Below are 14,028 nucleotides of genomic sequence, written 5' to 3'. Positions count from 1 at the left end.
TTAGCCGCATGACCAATTTGGAGAACGCAGCATGAATAAAGAGATCAGCGCCGCCGCCCCTTCGTTCGGCACGCTCAAGCAGATCGACGCCGGCCTGCTGAATGTGGGCTATGTGGAGGTGGGGCCGGCCGGCGGCGAGCCGGTCATCCTGGTGCATGGCTGGCCGTACGATATCCACGCCTTCGCCGACGTGGCACCCGCGCTCGCGGCCAAGGGCTACCGCGTGATCGTCCCTTACCTGCGCGGCCACGGCACCACGCGATTCCTGTCCGGCGACACCTTTCGCAATGGCCAGCAAGCCGCGATCTCGCTCGACCTGCTGGCGCTGATGGACGCGCTGAAGATACCCAAGGCCATCCTGGGTGGCTTCGACTGGGGCGCGAGGGCGGTGTGCGTGGTTGCCGCGCTGTGGCCGGAGCGCGTGAAGGCGCTGGTGTCGGTGAGCGGCTACCTGATCATCAATATCAACAACGCGGCAACGCCGCTCACGCCGAGCGCGGAGAACAAGTGGTGGTATCAGTACTATTTGGCTACCGAACGCGGCGTGGCAGGCTACACCAGGTACACCCGCGAGTTTGCCAGGTACATCTGGCAGACCGCCTCGCCGCAGTGGCATTTCGACGAGGCCTCGCTGGACCGCAGCGCCGCCGCCTTCGATAATCCGGACCACGTGGCCATCGTGGTGCACAACTACCGCTGGCGGCAGGCGGCGGCGCCCGGTGAGGCGCAGTACGAGGAACTGGAGCAGCGCCTGGCGGCGGGCCCCGCCATCACGGTGCCGGCCATCACCATGGAAGGGGACGGAAACGGCGCGCCATTTCCGCCGCCTGCCGGCTACCGCAGCAAGTTCACCGGCAAGTACGAACACCGCGATCTGGGCAACGGCGTCGGCCACAACCTGCCGCAGGAGGCGCCGCAGGCCTTCATCCAGGCAATGCTGGACGCGGCGGCGCTTTGATCCGGCCGCGCCGGCCCGGTTGCGCCGGACTCGGTCACGCCGGACTCAGTCGCGCCGGACTTAGTCGCTCAGGACTTAGTGCTCAGGACTTAGTGCTCAGGACTCAATCGCTCAGGACTCAGTCGCGCCGGATCTCCGCGATGGCCGCTTCCAGCACTTCGTCGCGGCCGGCCTGGATGCCCTGCACCGTCGGCAGCACTTCAATGTCCGGTACGATGCCCACCCGCTGGGTAGGGCGCCGGTCCGGGTAGAAGATGCCGATGCCGCTGATGGAGGAGCGCAGGCCGCCCGGCAGGGGAATGCTGGAGACGTTGCCGTCCGCACCGGCGGTGGTGCTGCCCACCACCTTGGTGCGCGGCGCCGCGCGGAACGCCATGGCCGTGTACTCGGCCTGGCTTTGGGAGATCTCGTCCAGCAGCACCATCACCTTCCCGGCGTAATGCGGCTTCGCGGGCTGCAGCGTGACGGTCTTTTCCCAATGGAAGGCACCAGGATTGGCTGCGTCGCCCGCCGTGATGCTGGCAAAGCCGGTGGGCTTATCGACCAGGTGCTGGCCGAGGGCGAACACCACAAACTCGGACGGGTAGTTGCGGATATCGATGACCAGTCCTTTGGTCCCTGCCGCAGCTGCCAGGTAGCGGGGAATATCGTCTTTCTTGATACTGGACAGTTTGATGTAGGCGATATCATCCGCCAGCATCTGGAAAGTGTCGCCGTCGCGGTCGTGCGTGCGGCCTTTGGCGAGGCGAAGAATCGGCGTGCGGGCCGCGGCAAGCTCCTGCTCCTGGCCGGCCCGGCTTATGCGCAGCGCAGCGCCGCCGCATGCACCGGTGCTCAGGCCCCTGGCCATATCGCGCAGGCGCGTGGGCTGGTTGGACGCGGCGTAGTAGGGCGCCCAGGTCCTGGTCAGCTCGGAGATGGGCACGTTGTCCAGCGCTTCGATGATGTCGCCCTGCCGCAGGCCGGTCGCCTTGCCGGCCGCATCCTCGGTGTAGCCCGCCACCACGGCCTTGTTGCCGATGAAACGCAGCGCCACCGGCAGGTCGCACCTGCCCACCGGTGGGCGCACCTGGACCGTATTCCAGAGATTGGTGTGGGTGTCGTTGACGCGCGCCGTCACCGCCAGCATCTCCCGCTCGAAGCCGGCGCGGTCCCGCGCCAGCGCCACCTTGGGCAGCGACTGGCGCAAGGCGTCGTCCCAGTTTTCGCCGATCACGTCGCGGTAGGGCGACCAGTATTCGACGATATTCCAGAACCTGAACAGCGCGAGCAGCTGGAAGCCGGGATCGGGGAACTTCATGTCCGGATAAATCGGCTCATGCTCGAAGACGGGGTTGCCGACGGGTTTGGCGTGGCTGATGTAAAACTGCGAGCCGGCGGCGGGGCGGTTGGCGTGGACCTTTTTCAGCGCCGCGCGCAGCGGGGCGCCCAGCGCGCCGTCGTCCAGCCACTCCAGCGCCGGGCGCAAGTGCAGGTCGGCTTGCGGCAGGGCGGCGCACGGATTGCATGGGGCGATGTCGCCCAGGTCCGCTATCCATTTGAGCAGCACCGCGCTGGCTGCCGCGCGGTCCTGAGTGGCCAGCACTGCGGGCGTGACGCGCAGCAGCTCATAGTCCCAATGCCGCTGGCCGGACGCCACCACGGGATGGTGATATTTCAGGAAGCCCCATACTTTGCCCAGCATGGCCAGGTTCTCCACCTGCGCCGGCGTCAGACTGTCGAGCGTGATATGCGATCCGCCGTCGAATTCATGGTCGTTCTCGAACGGGATCCTGGCTGGCTCTTGGGCGTATGCCAGCCGCGCGGCAAGCAGCAGCATTAATAATAGGGCGCGCATGGGTTCAGGGCCGGGGAAGGACAGGAGGCGTCGAATCCACGAAGGTCAGATAGGCCGACCAGATGTCCAGCGTCCGTTGCCCGGTCAGATCCAGCGCGCATTGCGCGGAGGCCCGGTTGCGGTAGCTGCCCTGGCCCCAGAAGGTATATACGTCGCCGCACTGCGCCGCGCGGTAGGCTTGCCAGGCATTCTGCGCCTTGTCCAGGTTCAGTTTGATCGTGTTGTCCGCCGCGATGCGCTTTTTTGCCGCAGCCAGATAGCTGGCCAGCTTCGCGTCCGCTGTTGCCTGCGCTGCGGACAGGCACTGCATTTCCTCGACTGTATTCTTCGGGTCGTCGCACACCGCGTCTTTTGCGCTGGCCGCCAATGGGCTGAGCAGGCACAGACCTAACAAGAACCTCGCGAACATTTTTACCTTTTTATGTGGGATAAGTAAGCCGTTACTATACGGTGCCAGCAGCAGCAAAAATGCGCACATTGTCACCGCAGGGCAATGTGATTGCGCGCGCGTTGGGCCGGGCTGCTGGTATCATGCGGGCATGTGCGGACGATTCGATCAAAACGACACCATGCAGCGTTACCTCAGCGCTTTCGGCTGGGCCGACGCTGTCTATCGCGGCGAAGTGGGCGCCACGCCCAACGCGGCGCCGGGGACCTATCGGCCCATCCTCCACATGCAGGACGGCACGCCGCAGATCGACGATCTGTATTGGGGCTACCGCGCCGCCTGGGCAGCGCAGAAGCTGCCGGTGTGCTACAACGCGCGCCTTGAGAAGGTCGCCAACAATTATTGGGGGCGCCTGATGAAGACCGGGCGCGCGCTGGTGCCCGCCAGCGGCTGGTACGAATGGACCGGCCCGAAAGGCCAGCGCCAGCCCTGGCACATCCACCGCAAAGACCGCGAACCGATCTTCATGCTGGCGCTGGCCAACTTCGGCCCGTTCAAGGAGCACAAGGCTGAATCGGGCTTCGTGCTGATCACGGCCGACTCCTCCGGCGGCATGGTGGACATCCACGACCGCCGCCCGGTATGCCTGAACGCGGCCGACGCCGCCACCTGGCTGGATCCGGACCTGTCCATGGAGCAGGCTGAAATGCTGGCGCGCTCGATGGCCCTGGGGCCGGAAGAATTCGAATGGTTCCGCGTGAGCCCGGACCTCAACCGCGCCGGCAACGAAGGCGATTACCTGGTCGTGCCGCTGGCCGATTGAACCGGAATGCTACCGATTGATAACAATATGATGAAACACAGTTCCCTGGGTGGCCTGGTCTACTCCACCGAATCCGGCCGCATGTGCCCCGATTGCCGCCAGACCGTGGCTTCCTGCACCTGCAGGGCCAGCGCGAAGGCCGTGCCGGCGGGTGATGGCGTAGTGCGCGTGTCGCGCCAAACCAAGGGGCGCGGCGGCAAGTGCGTCACGCTGGTAAAGGGGCTGGCGCTGGACAGCGACGCGCTGGCTGTGCTGGGCAAGCAGCTGCGCAGCGCCTGCGGCAGCGGCGGCACCGTGAAGGACGGCGTGATCGAAGTCCAGGGCGACCACTGCGACGCAGTGATGGCTGCGCTCTCAAAACTGGGCCACCAGCCCAAGCGGGCGGGCGCATGACCGCCTCGACACGCATGCGCCAGCCGGTGCTGGAAGCGGCCGTCCCGCCGCACAGCGAGATCTCGCGCCACCTCGTCAACTCGGATTTTCATGATTGCTACGAACTGGAGATAGCGCCCACCAGCCGCAGCGCGCTGGCGCTGTACCTGGAAGTGGTGGCGCGCACGCCGGGCTGGGTCAACCGCCTGATGGCGCTGCGCAACCGCGTTGTGGGCCTGTTCGGGCTGAAGAACCTGGGGCACTTGAACGGCGCCAGCGCGCGGCGGGCGGCCGGCGATTACAAGGTGGGCGACCGGGTCGGCATCTTCCCCATCCTCTATCTGAGCGACGAGGAAGTCATCCTCGGCGACAAGGACAAGCACCTGCAAGTGCGCGTCTCGGTGCGCAAGCTGGCCGGGCCGCGCAGCGCGATTGCGGTATCGACCGTGGTGCACATCCACAATCTGCTGGGGCGCGTGTACATGCTGTTCGTGGCGCCCGTGCACAAGCGCATTGTGCCGGCCGTGCTGGGACGCTACCGCGCCGACGATGCTGCCTGACGAGGCGGGGGCGCTGCCGCCTTTAGAGCTGCGGCTGGCCGGCATCGTGAGAGCCAGCGCAAGCCTGATGGCGGCGCTGCGCGCAGCGCGCGGAGTCGGGCTTGCGTCCTGGTGCATCGGCGCAGGCGCGGTGCGCTCGGCCGTGTGGGATGCGCTGCACGGCTATACGGCGCCATCGCGGGTGGACGACGTGGACCTGGTCTATTTCGAACTGCCGGCGCAGCCGGGGCGCGATGCGGCGCTGGAGCGGGCCTTGTGCCTGGCGTTGCCCGGCGTGGCATGGGAAGTCACCAACCAGGCCACGGTGCACGAATGGTTCCGCGATGCCTTGCAGATGCAGGTCGAACCCTTGCTGTCGCTGGAGGCGGGCGTGGCGACCTGGCCCGAATACGCCACCTGCGTGGGGGTGACGCTGAATGCGGATGACGGCATCGGCGTCCTCGCACCGCACGGCCTGGAAGACCTGTTCGCCCTGCGCCTGCGCCACAACCCCGCGCGCGCGGACGCCGCCACCTACCGCCAGCGCCTCGGCAGCAAGCGCTTCACGGAGCGCTGGCCGCTGGTGACGGCGGCCTAGTGCCGTTTCGCCGTCAGGCTGAACACCGCCGGCGGAATGACCTTGGACAGCGACTTCAAGATGTGCTTGCCCACTTCCTCGCTGCCCAGCATATCGATGAGGATGGACTGGTCGGCCATGATCAGCGTGCGCTTGGAAACGTAGAACCCCGCGTCCTGCCAGGGGATGTCGTCCAGGGCGCTGATCGACAGCTGGGCGTCGAACCCGCTCAGGCGCGGGTCTTCCATGATCGTGTTGTAGGCGCTGCTGTAGGGGAGGATGGTCACGTCGGCGATCTTCGCTTGCAGGCGGCGCATCAGGTCATTCAGGTCGTTGGCATATTGCACCCGTGCCGCCATGCCCGGCTCCAGCAGCTTGCGGTAAGCGGGGCCATAGTCAAAGCCGCGCACCACGGCGATGCGCAGGTCCGTCTGGCTGAGCAGGGCGTCCACCGATTGCACGGCCGTCTCCATCGGTTTGACGCCGACCAGCAAAGCACGGTACTTGAAGACCGGGACAAAGGTGCCGGACAGGTCGCGCTCGGGCGAGCGGGTCGAGAGCACGATCAGGTCCGCATCGGCCGCGCGGAACAGCATTTCGAGACGGGCGCGCGGCACGACGGGGAAGGCGAACTTGCAGCCGTATTTGTCGCCCAGTTCGTCCAGCAGATCCGGCACCACGCCGGCCGCCTTGCCGTGCTTGACGACCACCGCCATGCCGTGCGGCGCGACGGGAACGTTGATGGTGCGGGAGCAGGAGGCCGCCGCAAGGCCCGGCAGGAGGCAGGAGACGGCGGCGAAGACAGCCAGCAGGCGGTTTTTCTCGGGGCTTTTGCAGAACATGGCGACCTTAATTGCTTCGAATTCCAGTTACTATACTTTTAGTACCCGGGATTGGCAATTTGTGCCGCCGCCAGCTCAGACCTTCTTCACGAACTCGGTTTTCAGGCTCATGTTGCCGAAGCCTTCGATTTTGCAGTCGATGTCGTGGTCGCTGTCCACCAGGCGGATGTTTTTGACCTTGGTGCCCATCTTGACGGTGCCGCCGCCGCCCTTCAGCTTCAGGTCCTTGATGACGGTGACAGTGTCGCCGTCCTGCAGGATATTGCCGGCCGCGTCCTTGTAGATGCGGGGCCCGTCTTCGGCGTCGGCGGTGGCGCCGGGCTGCCATTCATGCGCGCATTCGGGGCACACGCATTGCGTGCCGTCGTTGTAGGTCAGTTCGGAGCCGCATTGCGGGCAGGGTGGAAGTGCGCTCATGGTTATCCTTGAAGCTGGTGGTGCAGGCCTGGCCTGGAAAGGGCAGCAGTATAGCAGGCCCCCTGCCGCTCAGGCCTTGGACAGGGCGGTGCGCATCTGTTCTTCCAGCTCCAGCAGGTTGCTCTGCACGCCGTCAATGGTGCTCTCCATCTGCCTCAGCGTATGGTACAGGGCTGCAGGGTCGACCTTGCCCAGCTCCAGGTCGGCCAGCGTGTTCAGCATGTGCGGCCCGTTCATGGAAAGCTGGGTATTGGACACGGCAGACTCGGTCGTGTCGCGCTGTTGCGCGTACAGGGCGGAGTAGCGCTGCAACAGTTCGGAGGACATCCAGCTGGCCGCCTGGCTGGCCACGGCCACGTCCCAGGCTTCGCGGCGCAGCGTGGGTGTGCGCAGGTTGAGGCCGAAGCGGTTGTTGGCCGCCTTCATCAGGTGCTCCACCAGCTCCTTGTCCGGGGTCTTGCCCTTGATATCGTCGCGCAGGACGGTGCGCATTTGCTTGACGTGCGCGAGTTGCTTCTTGTTGGCCTCGGTGGTCTGCTGCAGTTCCTTAAGATTGAGGCGCAGCTCTGCCTCGATTTTCTGTTCGGCGTCGTGCGCGCGATGGCTGTGGTGCCAGCTTTGCGCCGCGTGTTCGAGCGCCAGCGCGGTCAGGATACTGACCACGATCATCGAATATTCGCCCAGGAACTCTTTGGCGGTCTTCAGTCCTGTTTTCGGTACTTCAAAATGCATGAGATTACCCAGTGGAATTAATTCAAGCCGGTAATCTTACCAGAAAGGCATGCGTATTTGCTATCAATTACTAGCGCGATCTTTCCTGGCGAAAATTAGCCAGGGATGCGGTCAAGCGCGCACGTTTGATCCAGATCATGGGGCGCGCTGTGCGCTCACGTAGCCTAGTGGATTCGCGCAGCCGCTTTGCCGATGTCGCGTCCCTTTACACAACCAAACTTTCTTGCAGAGGTAACCCATGTTTTCATACAATCAGTCTGTCACGCCGGCCGCCAAGCACCACATGGAAGCACAGATGTCGCTGCTGAACGACATGTCCAAGTCGCTGTTCCGCACCGTGCAGCAATACAGCGATCTGAACATCCAGCTGGCGCAAACCATTATCGAGGAAGTGTCGCTGACGGGGCAGGAACTGCTCACCACCAACCGTCCGGTGGATGCGGTCAATGTCACGCTCTCGCACGCCCAGCCTACCGCCGACAAGCTGCGCGCCTATCAGCAGCACCTGTCGCGCATCGCCGCCAACACGCACGTAGACCTGGCCAAGGTGGCCGAAGAGCACGTCACTGAAACCAGCCGCACGGCCAAGGAACTGGCCGAGGAGGTGACCCGCATGGCCACCGAGGAAACGGAAAAAACCGTGCGCAACCAGCAGGACGCCATGCGCCGCATGGCCGCGACCTTCGACCAGTTCGCCGATGGCCAGCGCATGGACATGAATGGCCACACCCAGGAAAACGCACAGCGCAACGGCCATGAGCGCCAGCAGGCCGAAGGACAGTCCGGGGAGCCGCGCGTCGCCGGCGCACCGGTGCACCAGACCAGCCAGCAGAACGCCGGCAAGCAGCAGACCGGCCGCAAGGAAGGCTGATCGCGCGCCGGCCGCCAGCCGTGCTCCGTGTTCCCTTGGGCCCGGCTAGACTTTGCCATCGATCGGGCAAAGAGGAGCGCAGCGTCATGTCGGAATGGCTGGAATGGCTGGAGTGGCCCGCAATGGCCGCGTCGCTGCTGGCGGCGTGGCTGGTGGCGTCGGTGTCGGCACGGCGCCGCCTGGCGGGATTTTGGGTCTTCCTGATCAGCAACGCGCTGTGGATCGCGTGGGGCTGGCAGGACCAGGCCTGGGCACTGATCGTGCTGAACACCTGCCTCGCCGCGATGAATGTGCGGGGCATCGTCAAGAACGAGGCGAGCGCCGATTCAAGCTGAGCCGCGCTCACGATTTCCGCATTTCTGCTACATTGGCGCCATACGCAATTCAGGATGGCAAGCCATGGATACGACGACCGACAATAGCGCAACACGCACCGACTCCCTGCATATCGTCTGCCCGCACTGCGACGCGGTGAACCGCGTGCCCGCCACGCGGCTGGGCCAGGAACCCACCTGCGGCAAATGCCAGAAGGACCTGTTCACCGGCAAGCCGGTGGACTTGTCCAGCGCACGCTTTCTGAAGCAGCTGGAGCGCAGCGAACTGCCGGTGCTGGTGGATTTCTGGGCACCATGGTGCGGCCCGTGCCGTTCGATGGCGCCGTTCTACGAGCAGGCGGCCCAGCGGCTGGAGCCGGATTTCCGCGTGGTCAAGGTCAACACCGAAGAGGCGCAGGACCTGGCGGCGCGCTACGCAATCCGCAGCATCCCCACGCTGGCGCTGTTCAAGGGCGGCCGCGAAGTGGCGCGCCAGCCCGGCGCCATGGATGCCAACAATATCGTGGCGTGGGCGCAGCAGAACAACCGCCGCTGAACTAGCCGCAATGGCGGTGCAGCCAGGCGCGGATGCCGTCCAGGCTGCGGAAGTCCGCCACCGAGCGGGACGCGATGCCGGGGTGGCGCGCCTGCAGCATGCGCGTGAGCGCCGCGCCGGGGCCCAGTTCCAGCGCCACCGTAATGCCTGCCTCGGCGCAGGCGTCCATGCATTCATCCCACAGCACAGGTTCGCTCAGCTGGCGCGACAAGTGCTCGACCGCTTGCTCGCGGCTTTCCAGCCGCGCCGCGCTGACGCCCGATAGCACCGGTGTGCCGGCGGCATGCAGGCGCGATGCCCGCAGCGCGTCCGCGAACGGCGCAACGGCGCCGGCCATGAAGGGCGTATGCGAGGCGACTTCGACAGGCAGCGGCGTGACGCGCGCGCCGGCGCCGGCCAGCAGGGACGCAGCCTGCCCGGCTGCGCCGGCTGGGCCGCCGAGTATGCAGTTTTCCTCGCCGGTGATAATGGCCGGGTGATAGCCGCAGGGCGCGGCCAGGGCGGCGGCGCGCGCCGGCGGCAGGCCGGTGACCGCCAGCAGGGCCTGGCCCGGATGGGCGGCCACGCAGCGGTCCATCAGCTCCGCGCGCGCGTCCGCCAGCGCGACGGCTTCCTGCGGCGCGAGTGCGCCTGCCACGCTCCACGCGGCCAGTTCTCCGATGCTGTAGCCGGCCACCAGCGCCGGCGCGGGCGCGTGCCCGCGCAGCGCTTGCCACATCGCCAGCGCCGCCGCCACGATCAGGGGCTGCGCGGTGCGGTTTGCAAACAATGCCGGCGTGCGCCATTCCGTTTCCCCGCGTATGCCCAGGTCGCCGAGCAGCGCCGCCCCGGCGGGGTCGGTGGCGGCCAGGTCGAACATGCCGGGGTACTGGCCGCCCTGGCCGGGACACAAGATCAGTAATTTTGCGCTCATGGCCGCCTACGTCCAGGCATGGCGGGAGAAGGCGTGCACCAGGCAGCAGGCCGCCAGCAGATCGGCGGCGCCACCCGGCGAGAGCCGGTGGCGCACGAACAGGCGATGCGTGTCCAGCGCGCGGGCGCGCCAGTCCGGATGCGCGGTGCCGCCCAGTGCCAGGAAGTGTTGTGCCTGGTCCCGCACCATGTGCGCGCCCGCCAGGCCGCCCCGGTGCAGCACGTTGGTGTCGCTGACGTGCGTCATCAGAGCGAACAGGGCGTCCACACGGGCATGGTCCATGCTGCCGCCGCGCGCCAGCGTCGCCTGCAGCGCGGGCAGGCCGACCAGGAACACGGACGGCATGCCCAGCGCGGCTTCCTCGCGCGCGCCGCTAGCCGCATGCAGTTGGGCCGCGCGCTGGCCATGCGAGCCGTCGGGCGCGGCCAGCGTGTGCGCTGCGAGCGCTTCGCCCCAGCCGGCAAGCAAGGCGGCCCGCAGGACGGCTGGATCGGCCGCCGTGGCGATGCGAGCTTGCCCTGGAGTGGCGAGGTGCCGGCCCAGCGCGGCGCACAGCATGCCCAGGCCGAAGATGGCGCCCCGGTGCGTATTGATGCCGCCGGTGGCTGCCATCATGCGCCGCTCGGCCGCAATGCCCAGCTGTTTCAGGCGCGCGAATGGCGCGTCTTCCATGCCGGCGCGGCAGATGGCGGCGAAGTAGTGCCGCAGCGAGAACAGGCTGCGCATGAAGGTCAGCGCGGTCATGTCGCTGTGGCTGCCGTTGTCCACCAGCGATACCAGGCCGGGCTTGGGATACAGCGCCAGCTCGGCGTACAGCGCGCGCACCGCCAGCAACGCGGCCTGGCGGCACAGCGCGCGGGCGGGCATGCTGCCGTGCCAGTGGTCGTGCCCGTGGTCGTGGTCCTGGCCGCGCCAGTGGCCGACTGCCGGTCCCGGTCCCGGGGCGGGCATGCTGCCGGGCCCGAGTCCGTGGCTCTTTGCCGGAACTGGTCCCGAAGCGATTCCCGGGGCCGGAACCGGCGCAGGCGGGGGCGCGGGGAGCAGGCAGGAGGAGATGGGGGCGGGTGGCAGCCTCATGCTGACCTCAGGGTGGCGAGCAGGGCTTCGCGGTCGGCCAGGTGGACGCCGGCGAGGTCCTTGACCAGCACGCGCGCCTTGGCGGCGCTGGCGGCGTGCCATTCTTTCCACGACACGGCCTGCCCGGACGGGAACATGATTTCGCCGTCCAGCGGCAAGCCGTGCCCGTCGCTGCTCAGCAGCGCCAGGCCGGCATGCAGCTGCTGCTGGCTGAGGGGGCGGAACAGGATGTCGATGTCGGACGTGCCGCTCAGGCAGGGCAGGCTGGTGAGCGCCTGCCAGGCCAGCGAGCCGAACACGCGCATATCCAGGCCGGCCGAGAGCCGCTCCAGTTCGGCGTAGCCGGGCCGCCAACCGTCGGGCACCGCGTCGCGCGCGGCCTTCAGCGTGAGCGGGGCGGCGCTGCGCTCGACGTGTTCCAGCGCGGCGCGCAGGCCGACGCGCTGCTTGACGCCTTGCGCATCGGGCGGCAGCGCGATGCCAAGGAAGACCTCGCCTGCAACGCTGCCGCCCGGTGCGCTGTTGCCCGGTGCGTTGCCAGGTCCGCTGGCGCGGCCGCCGCCGGATGCAGTCCCAGGTCCACCGTCCGGCGCGCGGCCAGGTGCGCTGGCCGGTGAGCTGGCCGATGCGCTGGCCGGTGCGCTGCCGGGTTCGGGCCGCCGCACCACCGCCGGCCATTGCTCGCGCTGCCAGTAGCTGAACACCGCTTCGCGCGCGGGATCGGCTGCCAGCGCGGCTTGCCAGCCGGCCGGCGTCAGCCAGACCAGGTCATGCCGCTGGTACTGGTGCATCGTGGCCGCCCAGGATGGCTTGGATGACGGTGTGCGCCAGCTTGCGTCCGCCGCGCTCGTAGCCCAGCGCGGCGCGCATGTCGCCGGCGGCGGGCTGGCGCAGTGCAGCCGCGAGGTGACCGGCCAGGGCGGCGGCGTCGCCGTCCCAGATCGATTGCAGCCCGCCCATGCGCAGGTAGTTTTCCGGGCCGGGCGCGAACACGGGATTGCTGCGCGCCAGTTCGGTGAGCACTTCTTCCGGCACCTTGGTGATGCGCGCCATGGCGGGCAGGCCCATCACGCGGATGGTGGCGGCGGGCAGGGCGTGGCAGCTGTCGGCCATCAGGCCGCTGGTGATGAAGCCGCCCGACAGTGCCTGGTCGTACACCAGCGCCACGATCTTGTGGCCGCGCCGCCGCGCCAGGTCGACGCATTTGCCGAGGTGGGCCATGTAGCTGTTGATACCCAACATTTCGTCTCGGTGGCGCAGGCGCTGGCCCTGCGTGTCCACCAGCATGACGATGGGGCGGCCCGGGTGCTCGCGCACGGTCGCCAGCACGGCCCTGGCCTGCGCCAGCGCGATCTCGATGCCGATGGGCGCGTGTTCCGTGGTGCCGATCACGGCAACCGTTTGGCCGTCCGCCTGCGCGGTGCCGGACAGGAACTGGTCCTGCTCGGCGATGCTGTGCCCTTGCGGGAACAGGGCGCTTGCCAGTGTTTGCCAGTGCATTATTGGCCTCCCGCGCGGCGGCTTGCCGCAGCGTCGATGAATGGTGCGATCTCCAGCATGGCGATGCGTTCGGGATCGGGCATACCCAGCGCGCGCCAGATGTCGGCCGGGTCCTGCAGGGCGCCGAATCGGGCCACGCGTTCGGTGAGCATGGCTTGTTCCTGTTCCAGCCCTTCCAGCGTGAGTTCGACGGCCGCGGCGGGCGCGGCGGGGGCACCGAGCTTGCCGATAGCGCCGATGGCGGCTTGCCGGAAGGCGTCCATGGCGTCCGGCACGATGGCCTGGCAGTCGCCCGTCAGGTAGCGGTGCTTGCCGCCGGTGGTGCGCCAGACCAGGGCACGGTCGCGCGAGTCGAATTCTTCCACGCCGTTGGCCGTTTCGATTACTTCCGGGCCGGACATGGACAGGCGCGCTTCCTCTGACATCACTACCGCGTTGGCGCAGCGCGCCACGATGCCCATGCCGCCAAAGGCGCCGTTGGCCCCGCCCACCAGGGCTATTACCGGGATGCCGGCGGCGCGCGCGTCCAGCACGGCGCGCATGACTTCGGCCACGGCGATCAGGCCGGCGTTGGCTTCATGCAGCCGCACCCCGCCCGATTCAATCAGCAGCACCACGGCGCGCGGCCGCTCGTCCAGTGCGCGGCGCAGCAGGCCGGTGAGCTTGGCGCCGTGCACCTCGCCCACCGCGCCGCCCATGAAGCCGCCTTCCTGCGCGGCCACGAACACCGGCATGCCGCCCAGCCGTGCGCGGCCCACGGCCACGCCGTCGTCAAACGCCACCGGCGCGTTGAGCTGGCCCAGGTGCGGGCTGACCACGCGCTGTGCGGGGCCGATGAATTCTTCGAAGCTGCCTTCGTCGAGCAGCTGGCGCAGGCGCTCGCGCGCGTTTGCTTCCTGATAGCTTGCGTGGTCGTTCATGGTGCGGTTCCCAGCATGGTTTCGGCCGCCTGGTCCAGCCGCAGGCTGACCACGGCCGGCGTGGCGCCCACGTCGTTGATGGTGATGCGGGCGTCGGCCAGCGGCCAGCGCTGGTGGAAGTCGCGCATGACCGCTTCCCAGATCGGGCCAAAGCCGACGGCGGCGGTCTTGATTTCGATGGCGCAGCCGCCGTTCAGGGGCGCCGATTCGATCAGCACTTCCAGGTTGCCCGAGCCGACCACGCCCACCACCTGCGGCGACGGCGGCAGGGGGCGGGTGCCGTTCTCAAAGCGATATTTCAAGGTTTCCATGTCTGTCCTCTTCATGTTGCGGCGGCGCTTGGCGGGTTACGCGTTGCACGCTAACCCGCCCTACGATTGCCGGTGCCGCAG

The 14,028-nt window shown here is 67.5% G+C and carries 19 protein-coding genes; 8 read left to right on the top strand and 11 right to left on the bottom strand.

All coding sequences use genetic code 11. The annotated features are described in order from the left end of the window. Window positions 1-31 precede the first annotated feature (31 nt). Window positions 32-958 carry an alpha/beta fold hydrolase gene (locus ASC94_RS14020; RefSeq protein ID WP_056395670.1) on the top strand — a complete coding sequence of 309 codons (927 nt, stop codon included), beginning with the start codon at window positions 32-34 and terminating at the stop codon, window positions 956-958. A gap of 118 nt (window positions 959-1,076) precedes the next feature. On the opposite strand, the gene ASC94_RS14015 is transcribed toward ASC94_RS14020, so the two are convergent. Together ASC94_RS14015 and ASC94_RS14010 are read right to left on the bottom strand one after the other, a co-directional pair. Further along, complete coding sequence (locus ASC94_RS14015) at window positions 1,077-2,795, bottom strand: S41 family peptidase (RefSeq protein ID WP_082616515.1); 1,719 nt, start codon at window positions 2,793-2,795, stop codon at window positions 1,077-1,079. 4 nt (window positions 2,796-2,799) lie between these two features. Then, window positions 2,800-3,261 (bottom strand): lysozyme inhibitor LprI family protein, encoded by a 462-nt coding sequence (locus tag ASC94_RS14010; protein ID WP_162251425.1) that lies wholly within the window; start codon window positions 3,259-3,261, stop codon window positions 2,800-2,802. A 73-nt stretch (window positions 3,262-3,334) separates the two neighbouring features. Here ASC94_RS14010 and ASC94_RS14005 point away from each other — a divergent pair, with 73 nt between their 5' ends. The 4 genes from ASC94_RS14005 to ASC94_RS13990 are packed head-to-tail and all read left to right on the top strand — an operon-like array spanning window position 3,335 to window position 5,515. Then, window positions 3,335-4,006 (top strand): SOS response-associated peptidase, encoded by a 672-nt coding sequence (locus ASC94_RS14005; protein WP_056395661.1) that lies wholly within the window; start codon window positions 3,335-3,337, stop codon window positions 4,004-4,006. Between the two features lie 30 nt (window positions 4,007-4,036). Then, entirely contained in the window at window positions 4,037-4,399 is a 363-nt protein-coding gene (locus ASC94_RS14000; protein ID WP_056397878.1) for a translation initiation factor Sui1, read from the top strand. Further along, window positions 4,396-4,938, top strand: a complete 543-nt coding sequence (locus ASC94_RS13995) for a DUF2867 domain-containing protein (RefSeq protein ID WP_229417268.1) — start codon at window positions 4,396-4,398, stop codon at window positions 4,936-4,938. Before ASC94_RS14000 ends, ASC94_RS13995 begins: the two co-directional genes overlap by 4 nt. Next, window positions 4,928-5,515 (top strand): nucleotidyltransferase family protein, encoded by a 588-nt coding sequence (locus ASC94_RS13990; RefSeq protein ID WP_229417267.1) that lies wholly within the window; start codon window positions 4,928-4,930, stop codon window positions 5,513-5,515. Before ASC94_RS13995 ends, ASC94_RS13990 begins: the two co-directional genes overlap by 11 nt. Here the strand turns inward: ASC94_RS13990 and ASC94_RS13985 are convergent. The 3 genes from ASC94_RS13985 to ASC94_RS13975 form a co-directional block, all read right to left on the bottom strand. Next, window positions 5,512-6,336: an ABC transporter substrate-binding protein gene (locus tag ASC94_RS13985; protein ID WP_056395659.1), complete on the bottom strand. Its 825-nt coding sequence runs from the start codon at window positions 6,334-6,336 to the stop codon at window positions 5,512-5,514. The two genes, ASC94_RS13990 and ASC94_RS13985, sit on opposite strands and share 4 nt — an antisense overlap. Before the next feature lie 75 nt (window positions 6,337-6,411). After that, the gene (locus ASC94_RS13980; RefSeq protein ID WP_056395656.1) at window positions 6,412-6,753 is read right to left on the bottom strand and encodes a zinc ribbon domain-containing protein YjdM; all 342 of its coding nucleotides are present in this window, start codon (window positions 6,751-6,753) and stop codon (window positions 6,412-6,414) included. Window positions 6,754-6,822: 69 nt separating this feature from the next. Continuing rightward, on the bottom strand, window positions 6,823-7,485 hold the full coding sequence (locus ASC94_RS13975) for a hypothetical protein (protein ID WP_056395652.1): 663 nt from the start codon (window positions 7,483-7,485) through the stop codon (window positions 6,823-6,825). Window positions 7,486-7,723: 238 nt separating this feature from the next. Here ASC94_RS13975 and ASC94_RS13970 point away from each other — a divergent pair, with 238 nt between their 5' ends. From ASC94_RS13970 to trxC, 3 genes are all read left to right on the top strand, one after another. Beyond that, the gene (locus tag ASC94_RS13970) at window positions 7,724-8,356 is read left to right on the top strand and encodes a phasin family protein (RefSeq protein WP_056395647.1); all 633 of its coding nucleotides are present in this window, start codon (window positions 7,724-7,726) and stop codon (window positions 8,354-8,356) included. Between the two features lie 86 nt (window positions 8,357-8,442). Next, a complete protein-coding gene (locus tag ASC94_RS13965; protein WP_056395644.1) occupies window positions 8,443-8,691 on the top strand; it encodes a hypothetical protein in 249 nt (82 codons plus the stop codon). Window positions 8,692-8,755: 64 nt separating this feature from the next. Then, complete coding sequence (gene trxC, locus ASC94_RS13960; protein ID WP_056395641.1) at window positions 8,756-9,226, top strand: thioredoxin TrxC; 471 nt, start codon at window positions 8,756-8,758, stop codon at window positions 9,224-9,226. A gap of 1 nt (window position 9,227) precedes the next feature. Here the strand turns inward: trxC and ASC94_RS13955 are convergent, their stop codons facing one another. From ASC94_RS13955 to mdcC, 6 genes are all read right to left on the bottom strand, one after another. Further along, entirely contained in the window at window positions 9,228-10,139 is a 912-nt protein-coding gene (locus tag ASC94_RS13955) for an ACP S-malonyltransferase (RefSeq protein ID WP_056395638.1), read from the bottom strand. A 6-nt stretch (window positions 10,140-10,145) separates the two neighbouring features. Then, on the bottom strand, window positions 10,146-11,006 hold the full coding sequence (mdcB, locus tag ASC94_RS13950; RefSeq protein WP_082616627.1) for a triphosphoribosyl-dephospho-CoA synthase MdcB: 861 nt from the start codon (window positions 11,004-11,006) through the stop codon (window positions 10,146-10,148). 206 nt (window positions 11,007-11,212) lie between these two features. Beyond that, complete coding sequence (mdcG, locus tag ASC94_RS13945; protein WP_056395632.1) at window positions 11,213-12,007, bottom strand: malonate decarboxylase holo-[acyl-carrier-protein] synthase; 795 nt, start codon at window positions 12,005-12,007, stop codon at window positions 11,213-11,215. After that, window positions 11,985-12,716: a biotin-independent malonate decarboxylase subunit gamma gene (gene mdcE, locus ASC94_RS13940; protein WP_056395628.1), complete on the bottom strand. Its 732-nt coding sequence runs from the start codon at window positions 12,714-12,716 to the stop codon at window positions 11,985-11,987. The genes mdcG and mdcE overlap by 23 nt, the downstream gene beginning before the upstream one ends. Continuing rightward, window positions 12,716-13,636: a biotin-independent malonate decarboxylase subunit beta gene (locus ASC94_RS13935; protein WP_056395624.1), complete on the bottom strand. Its 921-nt coding sequence runs from the start codon at window positions 13,634-13,636 to the stop codon at window positions 12,716-12,718. Before ASC94_RS13935 ends, mdcE begins: the two co-directional genes overlap by 1 nt. After that, window positions 13,633-13,947 (bottom strand): malonate decarboxylase acyl carrier protein, encoded by a 315-nt coding sequence (mdcC, locus tag ASC94_RS13930; protein WP_056395622.1) that lies wholly within the window; start codon window positions 13,945-13,947, stop codon window positions 13,633-13,635. The genes ASC94_RS13935 and mdcC overlap by 4 nt, the downstream gene beginning before the upstream one ends. Between the last annotated feature and the right edge of the window lie 81 nt (window positions 13,948-14,028).

Origin of the sequence: Massilia sp. Root418 (genome assembly GCF_001425265.1) — a bacterium.
Lineage (GTDB): Bacteria > Pseudomonadota > Gammaproteobacteria > Burkholderiales > Burkholderiaceae_D > Rugamonas.
Note: the sequence above shows the minus strand (reverse complement) of the source record. Positions and strands in the feature narration are given on the sequence as shown.

Coding starts and splice junctions, on each gene's coding strand:
- ASC94_RS14020 (WP_056395670.1), top strand. CDS start 32: ATGAATAAAGAGATCAGCGCCGCCGCCCCTTCGTTCGGCACGCTCAAG.
- ASC94_RS14015 (WP_082616515.1), bottom strand. CDS start 2,795: ATGCGCGCCCTATTATTAATGCTGCTGCTTGCCGCGCGGCTGGCATAC.
- ASC94_RS14005 (WP_056395661.1), top strand. CDS start 3,335: ATGTGCGGACGATTCGATCAAAACGACACCATGCAGCGTTACCTCAGC.
- ASC94_RS14000 (WP_056397878.1), top strand. CDS start 4,037: ATGAAACACAGTTCCCTGGGTGGCCTGGTCTACTCCACCGAATCCGGC.
- ASC94_RS13995 (WP_229417268.1), top strand. CDS start 4,396: ATGACCGCCTCGACACGCATGCGCCAGCCGGTGCTGGAAGCGGCCGTC.
- ASC94_RS13990 (WP_229417267.1), top strand. CDS start 4,928: ATGCTGCCTGACGAGGCGGGGGCGCTGCCGCCTTTAGAGCTGCGGCTG.
- ASC94_RS13985 (WP_056395659.1), bottom strand. CDS start 6,336: ATGTTCTGCAAAAGCCCCGAGAAAAACCGCCTGCTGGCTGTCTTCGCC.
- ASC94_RS13980 (WP_056395656.1), bottom strand. CDS start 6,753: ATGAGCGCACTTCCACCCTGCCCGCAATGCGGCTCCGAACTGACCTAC.
- ASC94_RS13975 (WP_056395652.1), bottom strand. CDS start 7,485: ATGCATTTTGAAGTACCGAAAACAGGACTGAAGACCGCCAAAGAGTTC.
- ASC94_RS13970 (WP_056395647.1), top strand. CDS start 7,724: ATGTTTTCATACAATCAGTCTGTCACGCCGGCCGCCAAGCACCACATG.
- ASC94_RS13965 (WP_056395644.1), top strand. CDS start 8,443: ATGTCGGAATGGCTGGAATGGCTGGAGTGGCCCGCAATGGCCGCGTCG.
- trxC (WP_056395641.1), top strand. CDS start 8,756: ATGGATACGACGACCGACAATAGCGCAACACGCACCGACTCCCTGCAT.
- ASC94_RS13955 (WP_056395638.1), bottom strand. CDS start 10,139: ATGAGCGCAAAATTACTGATCTTGTGTCCCGGCCAGGGCGGCCAGTAC.
- mdcB (WP_082616627.1), bottom strand. CDS start 11,006: ATGCCCGCCCGCGCGCTGTGCCGCCAGGCCGCGTTGCTGGCGGTGCGC.
- mdcG (WP_056395632.1), bottom strand. CDS start 12,007: ATGCACCAGTACCAGCGGCATGACCTGGTCTGGCTGACGCCGGCCGGC.
- mdcE (WP_056395628.1), bottom strand. CDS start 12,716: ATGCACTGGCAAACACTGGCAAGCGCCCTGTTCCCGCAAGGGCACAGC.
- ASC94_RS13935 (WP_056395624.1), bottom strand. CDS start 13,636: ATGAACGACCACGCAAGCTATCAGGAAGCAAACGCGCGCGAGCGCCTG.
- mdcC (WP_056395622.1), bottom strand. CDS start 13,947: ATGGAAACCTTGAAATATCGCTTTGAGAACGGCACCCGCCCCCTGCCG.